Here is a 12,383-nt window from a genome sequence, read left to right as displayed (position 1 = left end):
CTGCCCCATCCGGAGCACCCCAAAACCCCCGCGGCCGGTGAGCCGGGGCACGCACGAAGACGTCCGGGAAAACCGCGGATCTGTCCGGTCGAGTCACCGGGAAAGCCCTGGTGCGAATTTTGACCAGGTGGTAGAAATCTTGTGGAGCCGTGGCGGGCGTCCGCCACCGTGATCTCAGGAGCTGGGGATGAGCCTGCTTTCCGTGCAGCTGTATTCGGTCCGCGACGCGTTCGCGGCCGATCCCGCCGACACCCTGCGGCGTCTCGCCGCGATCGGCTTCACGCAGGTGGAGCCGTACGGCGTCGTCGAGAACGTCGAGGCGCTGCGGGCCGGGCTGCCGGCCAACGGCCTGACCGCGCCGACCGCCCACGCCCGGCTGATCGGCGCCGACCAGGCCGCCGTGTTCGCCGCGGCGGCCGAGCTGGGCATCGGCCTGGTGATCGACCCGCTGGTCAAGCCCGAGCAGTGGCAGGACCCGGCCGACATCGCCGCGACCGCCGACGCGCTCAACGCCGCCGCGAAGGTGGCGGCCGAGCACGGCGTCGGAGTCGGCTACCACAACCACTGGTGGGAGCTGGAGTCCCGGATCGACGGCCGCGCCGCGTTCGAGGTGTTCGCCGACCAGCTCGACCCGGCCGTCGCGCTGGAGGTCGACACCTACTGGGCCACCGCGGGCGGCGAGAACGCGGCCGCCCTGCTGGGCCGGCTCGGCGACCGCGTCAAGGCGATCCACGTCAAGGACGGCGGCCTCGCCACCGACGCCTCCGGCCAGCTTCCCGCCGGTCAGGGCCAAGTGCCGATCGCCGAGGTGCTCGCCGCCGCGCCGACCGCCCTTCGCGTGGTCGAGTTCGACGCCTTCGACGGCGACCTCTTCGAAGCCATCGCCGCCAGCCACGCCTTCCTGACCGGCGCCGGGCAGTGACCGGCGGGCCGGTCGGCGTCGGGTTCGTCGGTGCCGGCGTCATCAGCGGCACCTACCTCGAGAACCTGACGAGCTTCCCGGACGTCCGCGTCCTGCGCGTCGCCGACCTCGACACCGAGCGCGCGGCGGCGCGGGCGGCCGAGCACGGCGTCCCGCGGTCGGGCACCGTGGCCGAGCTGCTCGACGACCCCGACGTCGAGCTGGTGGTCAACCTGACCACCCCGGCTTCGCACGTCGACGTCGGGCTCGCCGCGCTCGAGGCGGGCAAGCACGTCTGGGCGGAGAAGCCGCTCGCGCTCGACCGCCAGACCGGCCGCAAGCTGCTGGACCGCGCGCGGGAGAAGGGCCTTCGCGTGGCCAGCGCGCCCGACACCGTGCTCGGCGCCGGGCTGCAGACCGCGCGGCGCGCGATCGACGAAGGCCGGATCGGACAGCCGAACACCGCGCTCGCGCTGTTCCAAGTGCCCGGGCCGGAGAGCTGGCACCCCGCGCCGGAGTTCCTGTTCCAGGCCGGCGGCGGGCCGCTGCTGGACATGGGCCCGTACTACCTGACGACGCTGGTGCACCTGCTCGGCCCGATCCGCCGGGTCACCGGCGCCGGCGGCCGGGCGCGCGACACCCGTGTCATCGGGTCCGGGCCGCGCGCCGGGACGGAGTTCCCGGTGACGGTGCCGACCACGGTCACGGCCCTGGTCGAGTTCGCCTCGGGCGGGTCCGCCCAGCTCGTGCTGAGCTTCGACTCGGCGTTGAAGCGCACCGGCTTCGTCGAGCTGACCGGCACGCTCGGCACCGCCGTGCTCCCGGACCCCAACCGGTTCGACGGCGCGACCGCGTTGCACCTGTTCGGTCAGGACGAGCCCGAAGAGCTGGAACCGAAGGGGCATCAGGCTTCACGCGGCACCGGCACGCTGGAGCTGGCGCGGGCGATCCGCGCCGGGGTGCCCGAACGCGCGTCCGGCGAGCTGGCCTACCACGTGCTCGACGCGATGCTGGCCATCGACGAGTCGCTGACCCGCGGACAGCCCGTGGAGGTGGACAGCGTGGTCGCTGTGCCGCCCGCGTTGCCGGCGGCGTGGGACCCGTACGAGAAGACGCTCTAAAGCGGGACGGCGAGCAGGTTCTGCAGGGCGAACCGCAGTGAGCCGACCAGGTCCACGTCACCGGGCACGGTCAGCCACTGCACCTGCAGGCCGTCCATCAGGGCGATGAAGGTCAGCGCCGCCACCCGGGGGTCGACGCCGTCGCGCAGCTGGCCACGCGCGGCGAGGACCTCGAACGACTCGCGCACGCCCGCCCGCGCGGCCCGGTAGTGCTCGACGAAGTAGTCGTGCGCCGGGTGGTCCGCGGCCACGGCTTCGGCGGCGAGCCGCGAGTAGAGGTCGACGATCCCGGGGTGGCGGACGTTGTGCTCGGCCAGCGCGACGAAGTGGCGCAGGACGTCGAGCCCGGGCGGGACGCGCAGCTGCTCGCGGTCGGAATCGTCGGCGTCACGCCGCTCGAGGACGGCGGCGAGCAGCGCTTCCTTGGTCGGGAAGTAGTACAGGAGGCCGGCGTGGGTGATACCGACGCGTTTGGCGATCTCCCGCAGCGACGAGCTGTGGTAACCGAGCTCGCCGTACGCCGCGGCCGCCGCCGTGATGATGTCCTCGCGGCGGATCCGGCCCTTCAGGTAGCCCCCGGTCACGGGGCTGCGGTGGTCTCGGCGACGTGCACGTCCCCATCATGCCGCAGCGGGATTTCGCACAAGCCGCGTGATCGGTCGAACAAATCAGTTGTGCGAATGCGCGGTTCTTGCGAGCATCGCGGGGTGAAGAGCGCGGAGCGGCAACGGGTCATCGTCGAGCGGCTGCGCGGCACCGAGCAGGTCGGCGTCGGCGAGCTGGCCGAGGTGACCGGCGCGTCGGAGATGACCGTGCGCCGGGACCTGGACCACCTCGCCGCCCGGGGCGTGCTGCGGCGGGTGCACGGCGGGGCTGTCCCGGCGTCACCGTCCGGTATGGAGCCGCCATTCGCGGCCCGCGCCACGGCGTCCACCGAGGCGAAGCGGGCCATCGCGGCCGCGGCGGCGGAGCTGATCGCCGACGGCGAGACCGTCGTCCTCGACAGCGGCACGACGGCGCTGGAGCTGGCGCGGTTGCTGCGCGACCGGTCGGTCACCGTGATGCCGCTGTCGCTGCACGCCGTTCGTGAACTCGCCGACGCCCCGCACGTGCGGCTGCTGCTGCCCGGCGGCGAGCCGCGGCCAGGGGAGCAGGCGCTGGTCGGGCCGCTGACGCTCGCTTCGCTGCGGGCGCTGCGGTTCGACGTCGCCGTGCTGAGCCCGTGCGCGTTCGACCTCGACGCCGGGCTGACCGCGTTCGACCTCGCCGACGCCGAGGTCAAGCAGCAGGCCCTGGCGGTGTCGGCGCGGTCGATCGTGCTCGCCGACAGCGCGAAGTGGGGTCGCGCTGCGCTCGCCCACGTGTGTCCCGCCGACCGGGCGGACGTCCTGATCACCGACCCGGGTGCCCCCGCGGACCAGCGTGCGGCGCTGGCCGAGCGGGGCGTGCTCGTGCACGTCGCTGTCCCCTTGCCAGACTCGCTGGAGAACCGATGACGACCGTTTCCGCCCGTCCGCGCGCCGCCCGTGTCGCGACGTGGATGTTCTTCGCCCTCAACGGGTTCGGCATGGGGATGTGGGTGGTGCACATCCCGAACGTCGAGCGCGCCACCGGCATCTCGCACAGCACGTTGGGCGCGTTGCTGCTGGTGCTCGGCGGCGCGGCGTTCGCCGGCATGCAGGTCTCCGGCCCGCTGGTCGACCGCCTCGGGCACCGCAAGCTGGTCCCGGCGGCCGGGGTGTTCCTCGGCCTCGCGCTGTGCGCGCCGGGGTTCGCGAACTCGTGGTGGACGCTGGGGCTCTCGCTGATCCTGTTCGGCTTCGGCAACGGCGCGATCGACGTCGGGATGAACTCGCACGCGGTCGTCGTGGAGCGCGCGTACCCGCGTCCGATCATGGCGTCGTTCCACGCGATGTGGTCCATCGGCGGCGCGCTGGCCGCGGTGATCGGCGCCGCGACGCTCGGCGCGGGCGTCCCGACCGGCGTCACGCTCACCGGCACCGGCCTGGTGTGCATCGTGCTTTCCCTGGTGGCGGCCCGGTTCCTGATCGAGCCGGCCGACGCGCCGGACGACGTCGCCCAGGCGTCTCCGGCGCCGACGTCCGCCCGCCGGACCCCGGGCCGCCTGATCTGGCTGCTGGGCGCGCTGGCCCTGGCGCTGATGCTCTCGGAGGGCGTGGCGAACGACTGGGCCGCGCTGCACATGGAGAAGGTGCTGGGCACCTCGGCTTCGACGGCGGCGCTGGCGTACGGCGCGTTCGCGGTGGCCATGACGACGGGCCGCTTCCTGACCGACCGCGTCGCGGCCTGGGCGGGCCCGGCGGCGATCGTCCGCTACGGCGCGGCGATGGCGGCCGTGGGGCTCTCGGTGGCCGCCGCGGCCCCGTGGGTCCCGCTGTCCCTGGTGGGATGGGCGGTGTTCGGCCTGGGCCTCTCGGGCGGCGTACCGCAGCTGTTCTCGGCGGCGGGCAACCTGGACACGCGCAACTCGGGCGCGTTGATGGCCCGGGTGGTCGGCTTGGGTTACGTGGGCCTGCTGGCCGGCCCGGCGTTGATCGGCGGCCTGACGCGGTGGATGCCGCTGAACGTCACGTTCGCGGTGCCGGTGGTGCTGTGCGTCCTGGCGGCGCTGTTCGCGGGCGTGCTGACCCCGAAGCCGGAACCCGTGGAGCAGCCCGTGGCGTGACCTCGGTCAGTGGTGGTGGGCCAGTCCCTCGTGAGCCTGCTCGGCGCCGGTCGCCGGTTCGGTGTGGACGACGACCGCCGTCAGGCGGGCGACCGCGTGCAGCAGCCGGTGCTCGACGTCGTGGGCGATGCGGTGGGCCTGCGCGACCGTCAGCGTCGTCGCGACCGTGACCGCGAGCTCGGCGCGCAGGTGGTGCCCGATCCAGCGCATCCGCAGCGGGCCGGCGCCGAGCACCCCCGGGACGTCGCGGGCGGTGGCCTCGGCCAGCTCGACCGTCGCCGGGTCGACCGCGTCCAGCAGGCGCCGGAAGACCTCCTTCGCCGCGTCGCGCAGGACGAACAGGATCGCGACCGTGATGCCGAGCCCGACGATCGGGTCCGCCGCCGGGAATCCGAGCGCGACGCCGGCCGCGCCGAGCACGACGGCCAGGGACGTGAAGCCGTCGGTGCGCGCGTGCAGGCCGTCGGCGACCAGGGCGGCCGAGCCGATCTCGCGCCCGACGGTGATCCGGTACCGCGCCACCAGCTCGTTCCCGGCGAACCCGACCACCCCGGCGGCCGCGACCACCCACAGGTGGCCGACCGGGCGCGGGTCGAGCAGCCGCAGCACGGACTCGTACCCGGCGATCACCGCCGACGCCGCGACGACCAGCACCACGACCACCCCGGCGAGGTCCTCCGCGCGGCCGAGGCCGTAGGTGTAGCGGCGCGTCGCCGCCCGCCGGCCCAGCAGGAACGCGATGCCGAGCGGGACTGCGGTCAGCGCGTCGGCGAAGTTGTGGATGGTGTCGCCCAGCAGCGCCACCGACCCGGTGACGACCACGAGCACCAGCTGCGCGACGGCGGTGACGAACAGCGCGGCGAACGAGCGGACGAGCGCCCGCATCCCGCGCCGGCTGGTCTCGAGGGCCTGGTCGACGCGGTCGGCGCTGTCGTGGCTGTGCGGTCGCCACCGCGAGTGGCGGTGCCCGTGTCCCGTCATGGCCGTCATCTTACCTGCGTAGGCGCGCATATACGCAAGTAGTAGGGTAACGAAGTGCCCGACTTCGACATGCCCACCGACGAGCAGGTCCACCTGGCCGCGGAGTCGTTCCGCCTGCTGGCCGACCCGACCCGCATCAAGGTCCTGTGGGCCCTGCTGCAGGGCGAGTCGTCGGTGGCCGGCCTGGCCGAGCTGGCCGGCGCGGCGCCGACGGCGGTCAGCCAGCACCTGGCGAAACTGCGCTTGGCGGGCCTGGTGAAGGGCCGCCGCGAAGGCACGTTCGTCTACTACTCGGCGGCGGACAACCACGTCCGCGGCCTGCTGGCCCAGGCGTTGCACCACGCCGACCACCTGGACCGCGACCTGCCCCCGGGCGCGCACGCCCAGCCGCACCACCCGCGAGCGGACTCCGGCGGCGCCTAGCTCAGCGGCGCGGCCAGCCGGGCCACCAGGTCCTCGGCGATCTCCCGCGCCGTCCGGCGCAGCTCGTCGGCCGGGAACGCCGCCACGGTCCCCATCCGGATCCGGCCGGGGCTGCGCACGCTGCGGGTGGCGACGGTGGTCGTCGCGGCGACGGGATCCAGCCCGATCGCCGGCGCGAGGGCGTCCGGCAGCGGAAGGCCGATGGCCAGCAACGCGGTCAGCCGGGCGGCGACCCGCAGCGCCAGTGCCTCCCGGTCGAAGCTCTCTTCCGGCAGCGGGAACCAGCACGTCCGCTGGCCGCTGCTCAGCACCGCGAGCCCGGACTCCCCGGCCGTCGAAAACGCCCACACGCCGTCTTCGGACGAGCCGGCGTGCACGGGCTGCTCTCCGACGAAGCTGGACGCGGCGAGTTCGCCGCGGGTCCGCTCGAGGTCCGGCGTCGCGTGGTGCGTCCCCGGAGCGGCCGGGACCAGGTGGACTTCGACGAGCGGACCGCGCGGCCGGTACTGCCGCGGGAGGATCGCCGATCGCCAGACGACCGGGAGTTCTTCGAGGGAAAGCGATTGTCCGGTCACGCCGCGGAACGATAGCAACGATCTCAGGCGATCGGCTCCTGCAGTTCGGTCACCCAGCCCGCCGGATCCTCCGGACAGTCGAGGTACAGCTCCCGCTGCGCGCCCGCCGAGCGGTGGCCGTGCGCCTCGATCCACCGCACGACCGCCTGCCAGCTCGGCAGCACGCCGTCGATCGCGCCGCGGTGGACCAGCGTCGCCGCGCGTGCTGCCGGGAGGTCCGCGACGCTCAAGCCGTTCAGGTCACCCGGGCCGACCGACGCCGGGATCGCCGCGTGGACCACGACTTCGTCGTCCGCGCGCTGCTCGTAGTAGCACGTCAGGCGCCCGGCCGGCGTCACGTCGGCGGTCGGCAGCCGCCGGCCCAGCTCCGCGCACAGCGGGCGGACCACCGGGCCGATCGCCTCCGGCGCGAACCCGGCCGCGACGCCGGTCAGCTCCACCACCCGCACGGCGGGCAGGTCCTTGACCACGACGTCGTACGCCGGCGCGCGGCCCTCGTCCTCGATCGTCCGCAGCCGGGCCTCGACCTGCGCCAGCTTCGCCGCGCTCGCCGCCACCGCCGTTTCCAGCTCCGCGCGCCGCAGGTCCAGCATCCCGCGCACCCGCTCGACCGGCACCTCCTCGGCCAGCAGCGTCCGCACCTGCTCGAGGGTGAACCCGAGGTCCTTCAGCGCGACGATCCGGTTGAGCCGGGCCAGCTGCCCCGCGGTGTAGCTGCGGTAACCGGTCGCCGGGTCGACGCGGGCCGGGCGCAGCAGCCCGAGCGCGTCGTAGTGGCGCAGCATCCGGACCGACACCCGGCCGTGGCGGGCGAAGTCCCCGATCGAGAACATCCGCCGATCATTCCCCAGGCGGGACGAACCCGCCCGCGACGGCCGCGGCGAGCTCGGCGAACGTGATCGCCGTGTCGTCCTCGTGCGCCGGCCCGACCACCTGCAGCCCGGCGGGCAGCGCGCTCCCGGCCGGGGCGGACACTGCGGGCAGGCCGGGCAGCGACGCCTGCGCGACCCAGAACACCTGGTCGTCGTAGCGGTCCTGCTCGCCGTCGTGGGGAAAGGCTGTCGTGAAGACGGTGGGGCACAGGAAGACGTCGACGTCCCGGAAGTACCGGCCCCACGCCGCCGCCGAAGCGTGCCGCCGCCGTTCCTGCTCGACGACGCCCGCGACGTCGCCTTCGTGCATCGCGAAGAACAGCTCCACCTGGAACCCGAACGACTCCGCCTGGGCGGCCGGGTCGACGCCGTCCGGCCAGCCTTCGGTGACCCGGACGCCGTCGCGGGCGAGCGCGTCGACGACGTCCGAAAGCGCGTCTCCGACCTCGGCGGTCACCGGGCAGCGCGGGTCGTCGAGGACGACGCCGGCGCGGAAGTCCGCCAGCCGGGTGCGGCGCGGTGGCGCGAGCCGCCACGAGTACGCGTGCGCCTCGGCGCCGTCCGGCCCGCCGGTGACGCCGAGGGCGAGCCGCAGGTCGGCGGCCGAGCGCGCGAGCGGCCCGGCCGCCGACGGGAAGTCCCGGCCGGGCTCCGCGGGCGGGCCGGGTGGCTGGAACCCGCGCAGCGGCACGGTTCCGGCGGTCGGCTTGAGGCCGTAGACGCCGCAGTAGGCCGCCGGGATCCGGATCGAGCCCGCCAGGTCGGAGCCGTACTCCAGATAGGACAGACCCGCGGCGACCGCGGCCGCGGCGCCCCCGGACGAGCCGCCCGGCGTGCGCGCCGGGTCGCGGGGGTTGAGCGTGCGGCCGTACACCGGGTTCACCGTCCGCCCGAAGTCGGCGAGCATGTGGTGCACATTGGACTTGCCGACGACGATCGCGCCCGCGGCCCGCAGCCGTTCGACGACGGCCGCGTCGTGGTCCGCGACGTGCTCCGCGAACGCCGGCTCACCCCAGGTCGTGTGCATGCCTTCGACGGCGAAGGCGTCCTTGACGGTCATCGGGACGCCGTGCAGCGGCCCGAGATCGGCACCGCGCGCGACGGCCCGGTCCGCGTCCTCGGCGGCTTCGAGCGCGGCGTCACGGTGGGTTTCGACGACGGCGTTGAGCTGGGAATCCTCGATGCGGTCGAGGAGTTCTTCGGTCAGGTCACGAGCCGAGAGCGCGCCGCGGCGGATCCCGGCGGCGGCTTCGGTGGCGGTCCGGAAGGTCATGGCCGAGGAGTACGGCCTGACACGGTGTCAGGGTCAAGCGCGGTTCCCGGATGCGCGTCTTGGGTAACCAAGAGTCACAGCCGCCCGACCCACGGACGGCGGAGGGAGATCGATGCCGATCGCAGCGGAGCGCCTGACCGCACCCCCGGCGCCACCCGAGCCGATCCCGGCGGACCCGGTCGGGCCGAGCCCCGACCCCGCGCCGCCGGGCCCGGATCCGGTGGCGCCGAGCCCTGGCCCGGAGCTGCCGGCGCCCGAGCCCGGCAGCGTGCCCGTGCCGGATCCCGTCCCGCCCGAGCCGGCACCGGGTCCCGACCCGATCTGAGTTACGGCTTTCGGATGATATGAGTCTCGTACGAGTTGGTGTACGCTCGGGGCATGGCAACAGCACAGAACTACCGGCGGATGGTCAACGCCGGGAACAAGCTCGTCGTCGGGCTCCAGCGGCTCGGCATCGCCTTCGGCCCGATGCAGCTGCTCACGGTCGCGGGGCGCCGCAGTGGCGTCCCGCGCACCTTCCCGATCGCCGTCATCCCGCAGGACGGCGAGCGCTACATCATCCAGGCGTACCCGAAGGCCGCCTGGGTGGCGAACGTGCGCGCCGCGGCCAGCGTCACGCTGACCCGCGGCCGCCGTTCGGCCACCGCCCGGCTGGTCGAGGTGCCGGTGGAGGAGCGGCGCCCGATCCTGCGCAAGCTGGTGGAGACCAGCCCGCCGAGCGTCGGCAACCGTTACGTGACAACGGGTCTGGCCGAAGCGTCCAACCCGGACGCGGTCGCCGACGCGGCGGGCCGGATCGCGGTGTTCCGTGTCGAACCCGTTTAGGAGCCGCTTCCGCCGCGCGCTGCCGGCGGCCTGGCGGAGACAGCATGCCGCGGTGCTCGGCCGGTGCCGAAAGATCGTCGTGCGCGGCCAGTCGATCCGCCGAAGACCCGAGCCGGAGCGGGGTCGCCTGGGCACCCGCCTCGCCGCGAGGCGTGGGTTGCTGGGCGCCGTGCGCAGCCGGCCGCTCGAGCCGGATCGCTCAGGAATCCGTTGCGCAGCGGGCCGCCAGCTGGTCGACGCCGGGCCCGGAAAGCTCGTCGAGCACCGCACTTCGCCCGGTCATGGCCAGCACCAACGCGAGCATCGGCCCGGTCACCTCGGGCCCGCTCCCGGTCGACCAGCCCGCGTCGGTCGCCCGCAGCGTCAGCCCGGTGACCCGCTTCTTCGCGCCGATCAGCAGGTTGGACCGCCGGTAGAACTCGGCGACCTGCACGAGCGTCGCGATCGGGAACGCACGCTCGAGCCCCAGCGGGCGGCGGATGTCGGTGCCGTGCACCACGATCTCGCCGAGCCACGAGTCCGCCGGTCCCGGCGGCCCGGTGGTGTCGTTCGCGTGCTCGCGCAGCTGTGCGAGCGTGGCTTCCGGACCGGCCTCCGTCTCGCGGGCGAGGTTCTTCGCGGCCATCGCCTCGAACCGGAACCCGGAACCGGCCAGCCGCGCGAAGAACGTGACGGGCGTCAGCTTCGCGGTCGCAACGACGTGGCCGAGTACCTCGTGGACTGTCCACCCGCGACACAGCGACGGCGTCGACCACGCCGCGGTGGGCAGGTTCGCGAGATCGTCGGCGAGCGCGGCGCGTTCCCGGTGGATCTCCGGCCAGGAACTGGCGTCCGCCATGGGGGCCTCCCGGGTGTCCTTCCGGGATGTCCCGGTGCCCGCAGGTCGCCGGAGCGCCCGGAAGTGTTACAACGCCGTAGTCGCGCCGTCGAACACCAGCAGCAGCTGTTCGGCCGCGGTGCGGGCCGCGTTGCCCGGGCGGATCGTGCGCTCGCCGTCCGGCTGCGGCGCCGGCGCCCCGGACATCAGCTCCACCAGCGCGACGGCGAGTTCGCGGACCTTGACGTTGAACTCCTGGCTCGCCCGCCGCAGCGTCGCCCAGGCCTCGTCGGGGCTGCAGCGGCGCAGCGCGATGACGATGCCCTTCGCCTCCTCCAGCGCGGCCCGCGACTGCAGCAGGTCCAGCATCTGCTCGGTCTGGTCCGGCCAGGCCGACTCGGCGAGGACGAGCGCCATCGCCGTGAGCTTTTCGTAGCGCCGCAACACCGTCACGGTCTCTTCGGTGGCGGGGCGGTCGAGCGTGGCCGACAGCACCAGGCCGCCGTCGGCGTCCCAGGCGGCGGGCAGTGCGGCGCCCCCGCGGGTGCGCAGCCAGTCCGCCGCGAACTCGGGGAAGTACTCGGTCATGCCGCTGACGGTGAGCGCGGGCCATCGCTCGTCGGCGAAGACGTCGGCGGCGACCACCGGCACGCCCGTGCGGCAGGCGAGCGGCACCGGGCCGCCGAACCGCTCCAGCTGGGCCCGGACGCACGCGGCCGAGAGCCCCCGGGCGGCGGCCACGCGCAATGGGCCGTCGCCGTGCTGGACGGTCACGGCCGCGCCGAGCGCGCCCGGCACCTCGGCCGCGATGCGGTCGAGCAGCTCCTGCAGCAGTGCGGTCAGCGGCGCCTGGTCGTCGGCCGCGGGTCTTCCGGTCACCTCGAAACCTTTCTCGACGTCTTGCTCAAAACTCTGGCGTCGACACGCACGGCGGTTTTAGCATGTCGTCGTTAAGACGACAAGATACCCGTCGTCGAAAGGACGACCATGGACGAGACCGCCGGCGTTCTGGGCCGGATAAACGAAGCGGTCGCCGCCGCGCGCGCGGGCACCGCGGACCAGGACCAGCTGGTCACCGCGCTGAGCGGCCTCCGGCTGCTGCGGGACGAGCTGGCCGGCTGGGAGCCGGAGCTGATCACGGCGGCGCGAGCGGCCGGCGCCAGCTGGGTGACCCTCGCGCCCGCGCTGGGCGTCGCCAGCAGACAGGCCGCGGAACGGCGTTACCTGCGGCTGCAACCGTCGAGCACGGGGGAGCGGACCGGCGAGGCCCGCGTCGACGCCGAGCGCGACCGGCGGGCGGGAGACCGGGCCGTCGCGGACTGGGCGCGGCGCAACGCCGCCGTGCTGCGCCAGCTCGCCGGCCGCGTGAGCGCGCTCGACGGCCTGGCCCCGGCCGCGCAGGCGAGCGCCGATCGTCTCAGCGCCGCACTGGGCGACGACGACCCGGCGAACCTCCTGCCGCCGCTGGCCGCGGCCCGCCCGCACCTGACCGGCGACCTGGGTACCCGGGTGGGTGAAATCTCCGCCGAAGCGGCCCGGTTGCGCCGTGCCGCGGCCGGCAACCGCCGCTCCCGGGACTGAGCCGCCGTCCGCGTGGGTACCAGGCGGGTATGGCACAAGAAGCGGAACAGAACCCCGACGAGCGCACCGCGGGCCGGGCCGAGCTGCTGCCCGAGGAAAAGGCCGTCGAGAGCGCCGATCCCGAAGCCCAGGCCCGCGAAGTGCTGCGCGACTCCGACCGCCGGAGCGCGGACCCCGAGCCGACGATGACCCGGCGTCCGGAGGAGACGATCTGAGCGATCAGTCCCCGTCCGAGTCGCGGCTTTCCCGCTCGTCCTCGGTCCGGTCGTCCATCGGGTTGCCGCTGGAGTCGTCTTCGTTCGTCTCGTGGTGGGGTTGAGTCATCGCA

16 protein-coding genes are annotated in these 12,383 nt (G+C 74.2%); 9 read left to right on the top strand and 7 right to left on the bottom strand.

What is annotated here, in order from left to right; genetic code table 11:
- Positions 1–187: 187 nt before the first annotated feature.
- Both OG439_RS20645 and OG439_RS20640 read left to right on the top strand, forming a co-directional pair.
- The gene (locus OG439_RS20645; RefSeq protein WP_326950998.1) at positions 188–922 is read left to right on the top strand and encodes a sugar phosphate isomerase/epimerase family protein; all 735 of its coding nucleotides are present in this window, start codon (positions 188–190) and stop codon (positions 920–922) included.
- On the top strand, positions 919–2,022 hold the full coding sequence (locus OG439_RS20640; protein ID WP_326950997.1) for a Gfo/Idh/MocA family protein: 1,104 nt from the start codon (positions 919–921) through the stop codon (positions 2,020–2,022). Before OG439_RS20645 ends, OG439_RS20640 begins: the two co-directional genes overlap by 4 nt.
- Here the strand turns inward: OG439_RS20640 and OG439_RS20635 are convergent.
- Positions 2,019–2,606: a TetR/AcrR family transcriptional regulator gene (locus OG439_RS20635; protein ID WP_326950996.1), complete on the bottom strand. Its 588-nt coding sequence runs from the start codon at positions 2,604–2,606 to the stop codon at positions 2,019–2,021. The genes OG439_RS20640 and OG439_RS20635 overlap by 4 nt on opposite strands.
- Positions 2,607–2,729: 123 nt before the next feature.
- Here OG439_RS20635 and OG439_RS20630 point away from each other — a divergent pair, with 123 nt between their 5' ends.
- The gene (locus OG439_RS20630) at positions 2,730–3,518 is read left to right on the top strand and encodes a DeoR/GlpR family DNA-binding transcription regulator (RefSeq protein ID WP_326950995.1); all 789 of its coding nucleotides are present in this window, start codon (positions 2,730–2,732) and stop codon (positions 3,516–3,518) included.
- Positions 3,515–4,708: an MFS transporter gene (locus OG439_RS20625; RefSeq protein WP_326950994.1), complete on the top strand. Its 1,194-nt coding sequence runs from the start codon at positions 3,515–3,517 to the stop codon at positions 4,706–4,708. Before OG439_RS20630 ends, OG439_RS20625 begins: the two co-directional genes overlap by 4 nt.
- A 6-nt stretch (positions 4,709–4,714) precedes the next feature.
- On the opposite strand, the gene OG439_RS20620 is transcribed toward OG439_RS20625, so the two are convergent.
- On the bottom strand, positions 4,715–5,689 hold the full coding sequence (locus OG439_RS20620) for a cation diffusion facilitator family transporter (RefSeq protein ID WP_326950993.1): 975 nt from the start codon (positions 5,687–5,689) through the stop codon (positions 4,715–4,717).
- Between the two features lie 69 nt (positions 5,690–5,758).
- On the opposite strand from OG439_RS20620, the gene OG439_RS20615 reads away from it, so the two are divergent.
- The gene (locus tag OG439_RS20615) at positions 5,759–6,112 is read left to right on the top strand and encodes an ArsR/SmtB family transcription factor (protein ID WP_326951579.1); all 354 of its coding nucleotides are present in this window, start codon (positions 5,759–5,761) and stop codon (positions 6,110–6,112) included.
- On the opposite strand, the gene OG439_RS20610 is transcribed toward OG439_RS20615, so the two are convergent.
- From OG439_RS20610 to OG439_RS20600, 3 genes are read right to left on the bottom strand one after another with little or no spacing between them, the layout of a single operon-like run.
- Positions 6,109–6,687, bottom strand: coding sequence for a hypothetical protein (locus OG439_RS20610; RefSeq protein WP_326950992.1), 579 nt, complete (start codon positions 6,685–6,687; stop codon positions 6,109–6,111). The two genes, OG439_RS20615 and OG439_RS20610, sit on opposite strands and share 4 nt — an antisense overlap.
- Before the next feature lie 23 nt (positions 6,688–6,710).
- Positions 6,711–7,520, bottom strand: coding sequence for a MerR family transcriptional regulator (locus tag OG439_RS20605; RefSeq protein ID WP_326950991.1), 810 nt, complete (start codon positions 7,518–7,520; stop codon positions 6,711–6,713).
- Positions 7,521–7,527: 7 nt separating this feature from the next.
- A complete protein-coding gene (locus OG439_RS20600; protein WP_326950990.1) occupies positions 7,528–8,832 on the bottom strand; it encodes an amidase family protein in 1,305 nt (434 codons plus the stop codon).
- A gap of 112 nt (positions 8,833–8,944) precedes the next feature.
- On the opposite strand from OG439_RS20600, the gene OG439_RS20595 reads away from it, so the two are divergent.
- Positions 8,945–9,157 carry a hypothetical protein gene (locus OG439_RS20595; RefSeq protein ID WP_326950989.1) on the top strand — a complete coding sequence of 71 codons (213 nt, stop codon included), beginning with the start codon at positions 8,945–8,947 and terminating at the stop codon, positions 9,155–9,157.
- A 53-nt stretch (positions 9,158–9,210) separates the two neighbouring features.
- Positions 9,211–9,657 carry a nitroreductase family deazaflavin-dependent oxidoreductase gene (locus OG439_RS20590; RefSeq protein WP_247053579.1) on the top strand — a complete coding sequence of 149 codons (447 nt, stop codon included), beginning with the start codon at positions 9,211–9,213 and terminating at the stop codon, positions 9,655–9,657.
- A 199-nt stretch (positions 9,658–9,856) separates the two neighbouring features.
- Here the strand turns inward: OG439_RS20590 and OG439_RS20585 are convergent, their stop codons facing one another.
- On the bottom strand, positions 9,857–10,495 hold the full coding sequence (locus OG439_RS20585) for a maleylpyruvate isomerase family mycothiol-dependent enzyme (RefSeq protein ID WP_326950988.1): 639 nt from the start codon (positions 10,493–10,495) through the stop codon (positions 9,857–9,859).
- 66 nt (positions 10,496–10,561) lie between these two features.
- The gene (locus OG439_RS20580; protein WP_326950987.1) at positions 10,562–11,353 is read right to left on the bottom strand and encodes an ANTAR domain-containing protein; all 792 of its coding nucleotides are present in this window, start codon (positions 11,351–11,353) and stop codon (positions 10,562–10,564) included.
- 108 nt (positions 11,354–11,461) lie between these two features.
- Between OG439_RS20580 and OG439_RS20575 the strand changes: the two genes are divergently transcribed.
- Positions 11,462–12,055, top strand: coding sequence for an HSP18 transcriptional regulator (locus OG439_RS20575; RefSeq protein ID WP_326950986.1), 594 nt, complete (start codon positions 11,462–11,464; stop codon positions 12,053–12,055).
- A 29-nt stretch (positions 12,056–12,084) separates the two neighbouring features.
- Positions 12,085–12,270, top strand: a complete 186-nt coding sequence (locus OG439_RS20570; RefSeq protein WP_247053572.1) for a hypothetical protein — start codon at positions 12,085–12,087, stop codon at positions 12,268–12,270.
- Positions 12,271–12,383: the final 113 nt, after the last annotated feature.

This window comes from Amycolatopsis sp. NBC_01307 (assembly GCF_035975215.1).
Lineage (GTDB): Bacteria > Actinomycetota > Actinomycetes > Mycobacteriales > Pseudonocardiaceae > Amycolatopsis.
The sequence above is the reverse complement of the archived record's forward strand: the minus strand, read 5'-3'. Positions and strand labels throughout refer to the sequence as shown.

Excerpts from the sequence above, each read along its gene's own strand:
- OG439_RS20645 (WP_326950998.1), top strand. The coding sequence starts at position 188 with ATGAGCCTGCTTTCCGTGCAGCTGTATTCGGTCCGCGACGCGTTCGCG.
- OG439_RS20625 (WP_326950994.1), top strand. The coding sequence starts at position 3,515 with ATGACGACCGTTTCCGCCCGTCCGCGCGCCGCCCGTGTCGCGACGTGG.
- OG439_RS20620 (WP_326950993.1), bottom strand. The coding sequence starts at position 5,689 with ATGACGGGACACGGGCACCGCCACTCGCGGTGGCGACCGCACAGCCAC.
- OG439_RS20615 (WP_326951579.1), top strand. The coding sequence starts at position 5,759 with ATGCCCACCGACGAGCAGGTCCACCTGGCCGCGGAGTCGTTCCGCCTG.
- OG439_RS20605 (WP_326950991.1), bottom strand. The coding sequence starts at position 7,520 with ATGTTCTCGATCGGGGACTTCGCCCGCCACGGCCGGGTGTCGGTCCGG.
- OG439_RS20600 (WP_326950990.1), bottom strand. The coding sequence starts at position 8,832 with ATGACCTTCCGGACCGCCACCGAAGCCGCCGCCGGGATCCGCCGCGGC.
- OG439_RS20595 (WP_326950989.1), top strand. The coding sequence starts at position 8,945 with ATGCCGATCGCAGCGGAGCGCCTGACCGCACCCCCGGCGCCACCCGAG.
- OG439_RS20590 (WP_247053579.1), top strand. The coding sequence starts at position 9,211 with ATGGCAACAGCACAGAACTACCGGCGGATGGTCAACGCCGGGAACAAG.
- OG439_RS20585 (WP_326950988.1), bottom strand. The coding sequence starts at position 10,495 with ATGGCGGACGCCAGTTCCTGGCCGGAGATCCACCGGGAACGCGCCGCG.
- OG439_RS20575 (WP_326950986.1), top strand. The coding sequence starts at position 11,462 with ATGGACGAGACCGCCGGCGTTCTGGGCCGGATAAACGAAGCGGTCGCC.
- OG439_RS20570 (WP_247053572.1), top strand. The coding sequence starts at position 12,085 with ATGGCACAAGAAGCGGAACAGAACCCCGACGAGCGCACCGCGGGCCGG.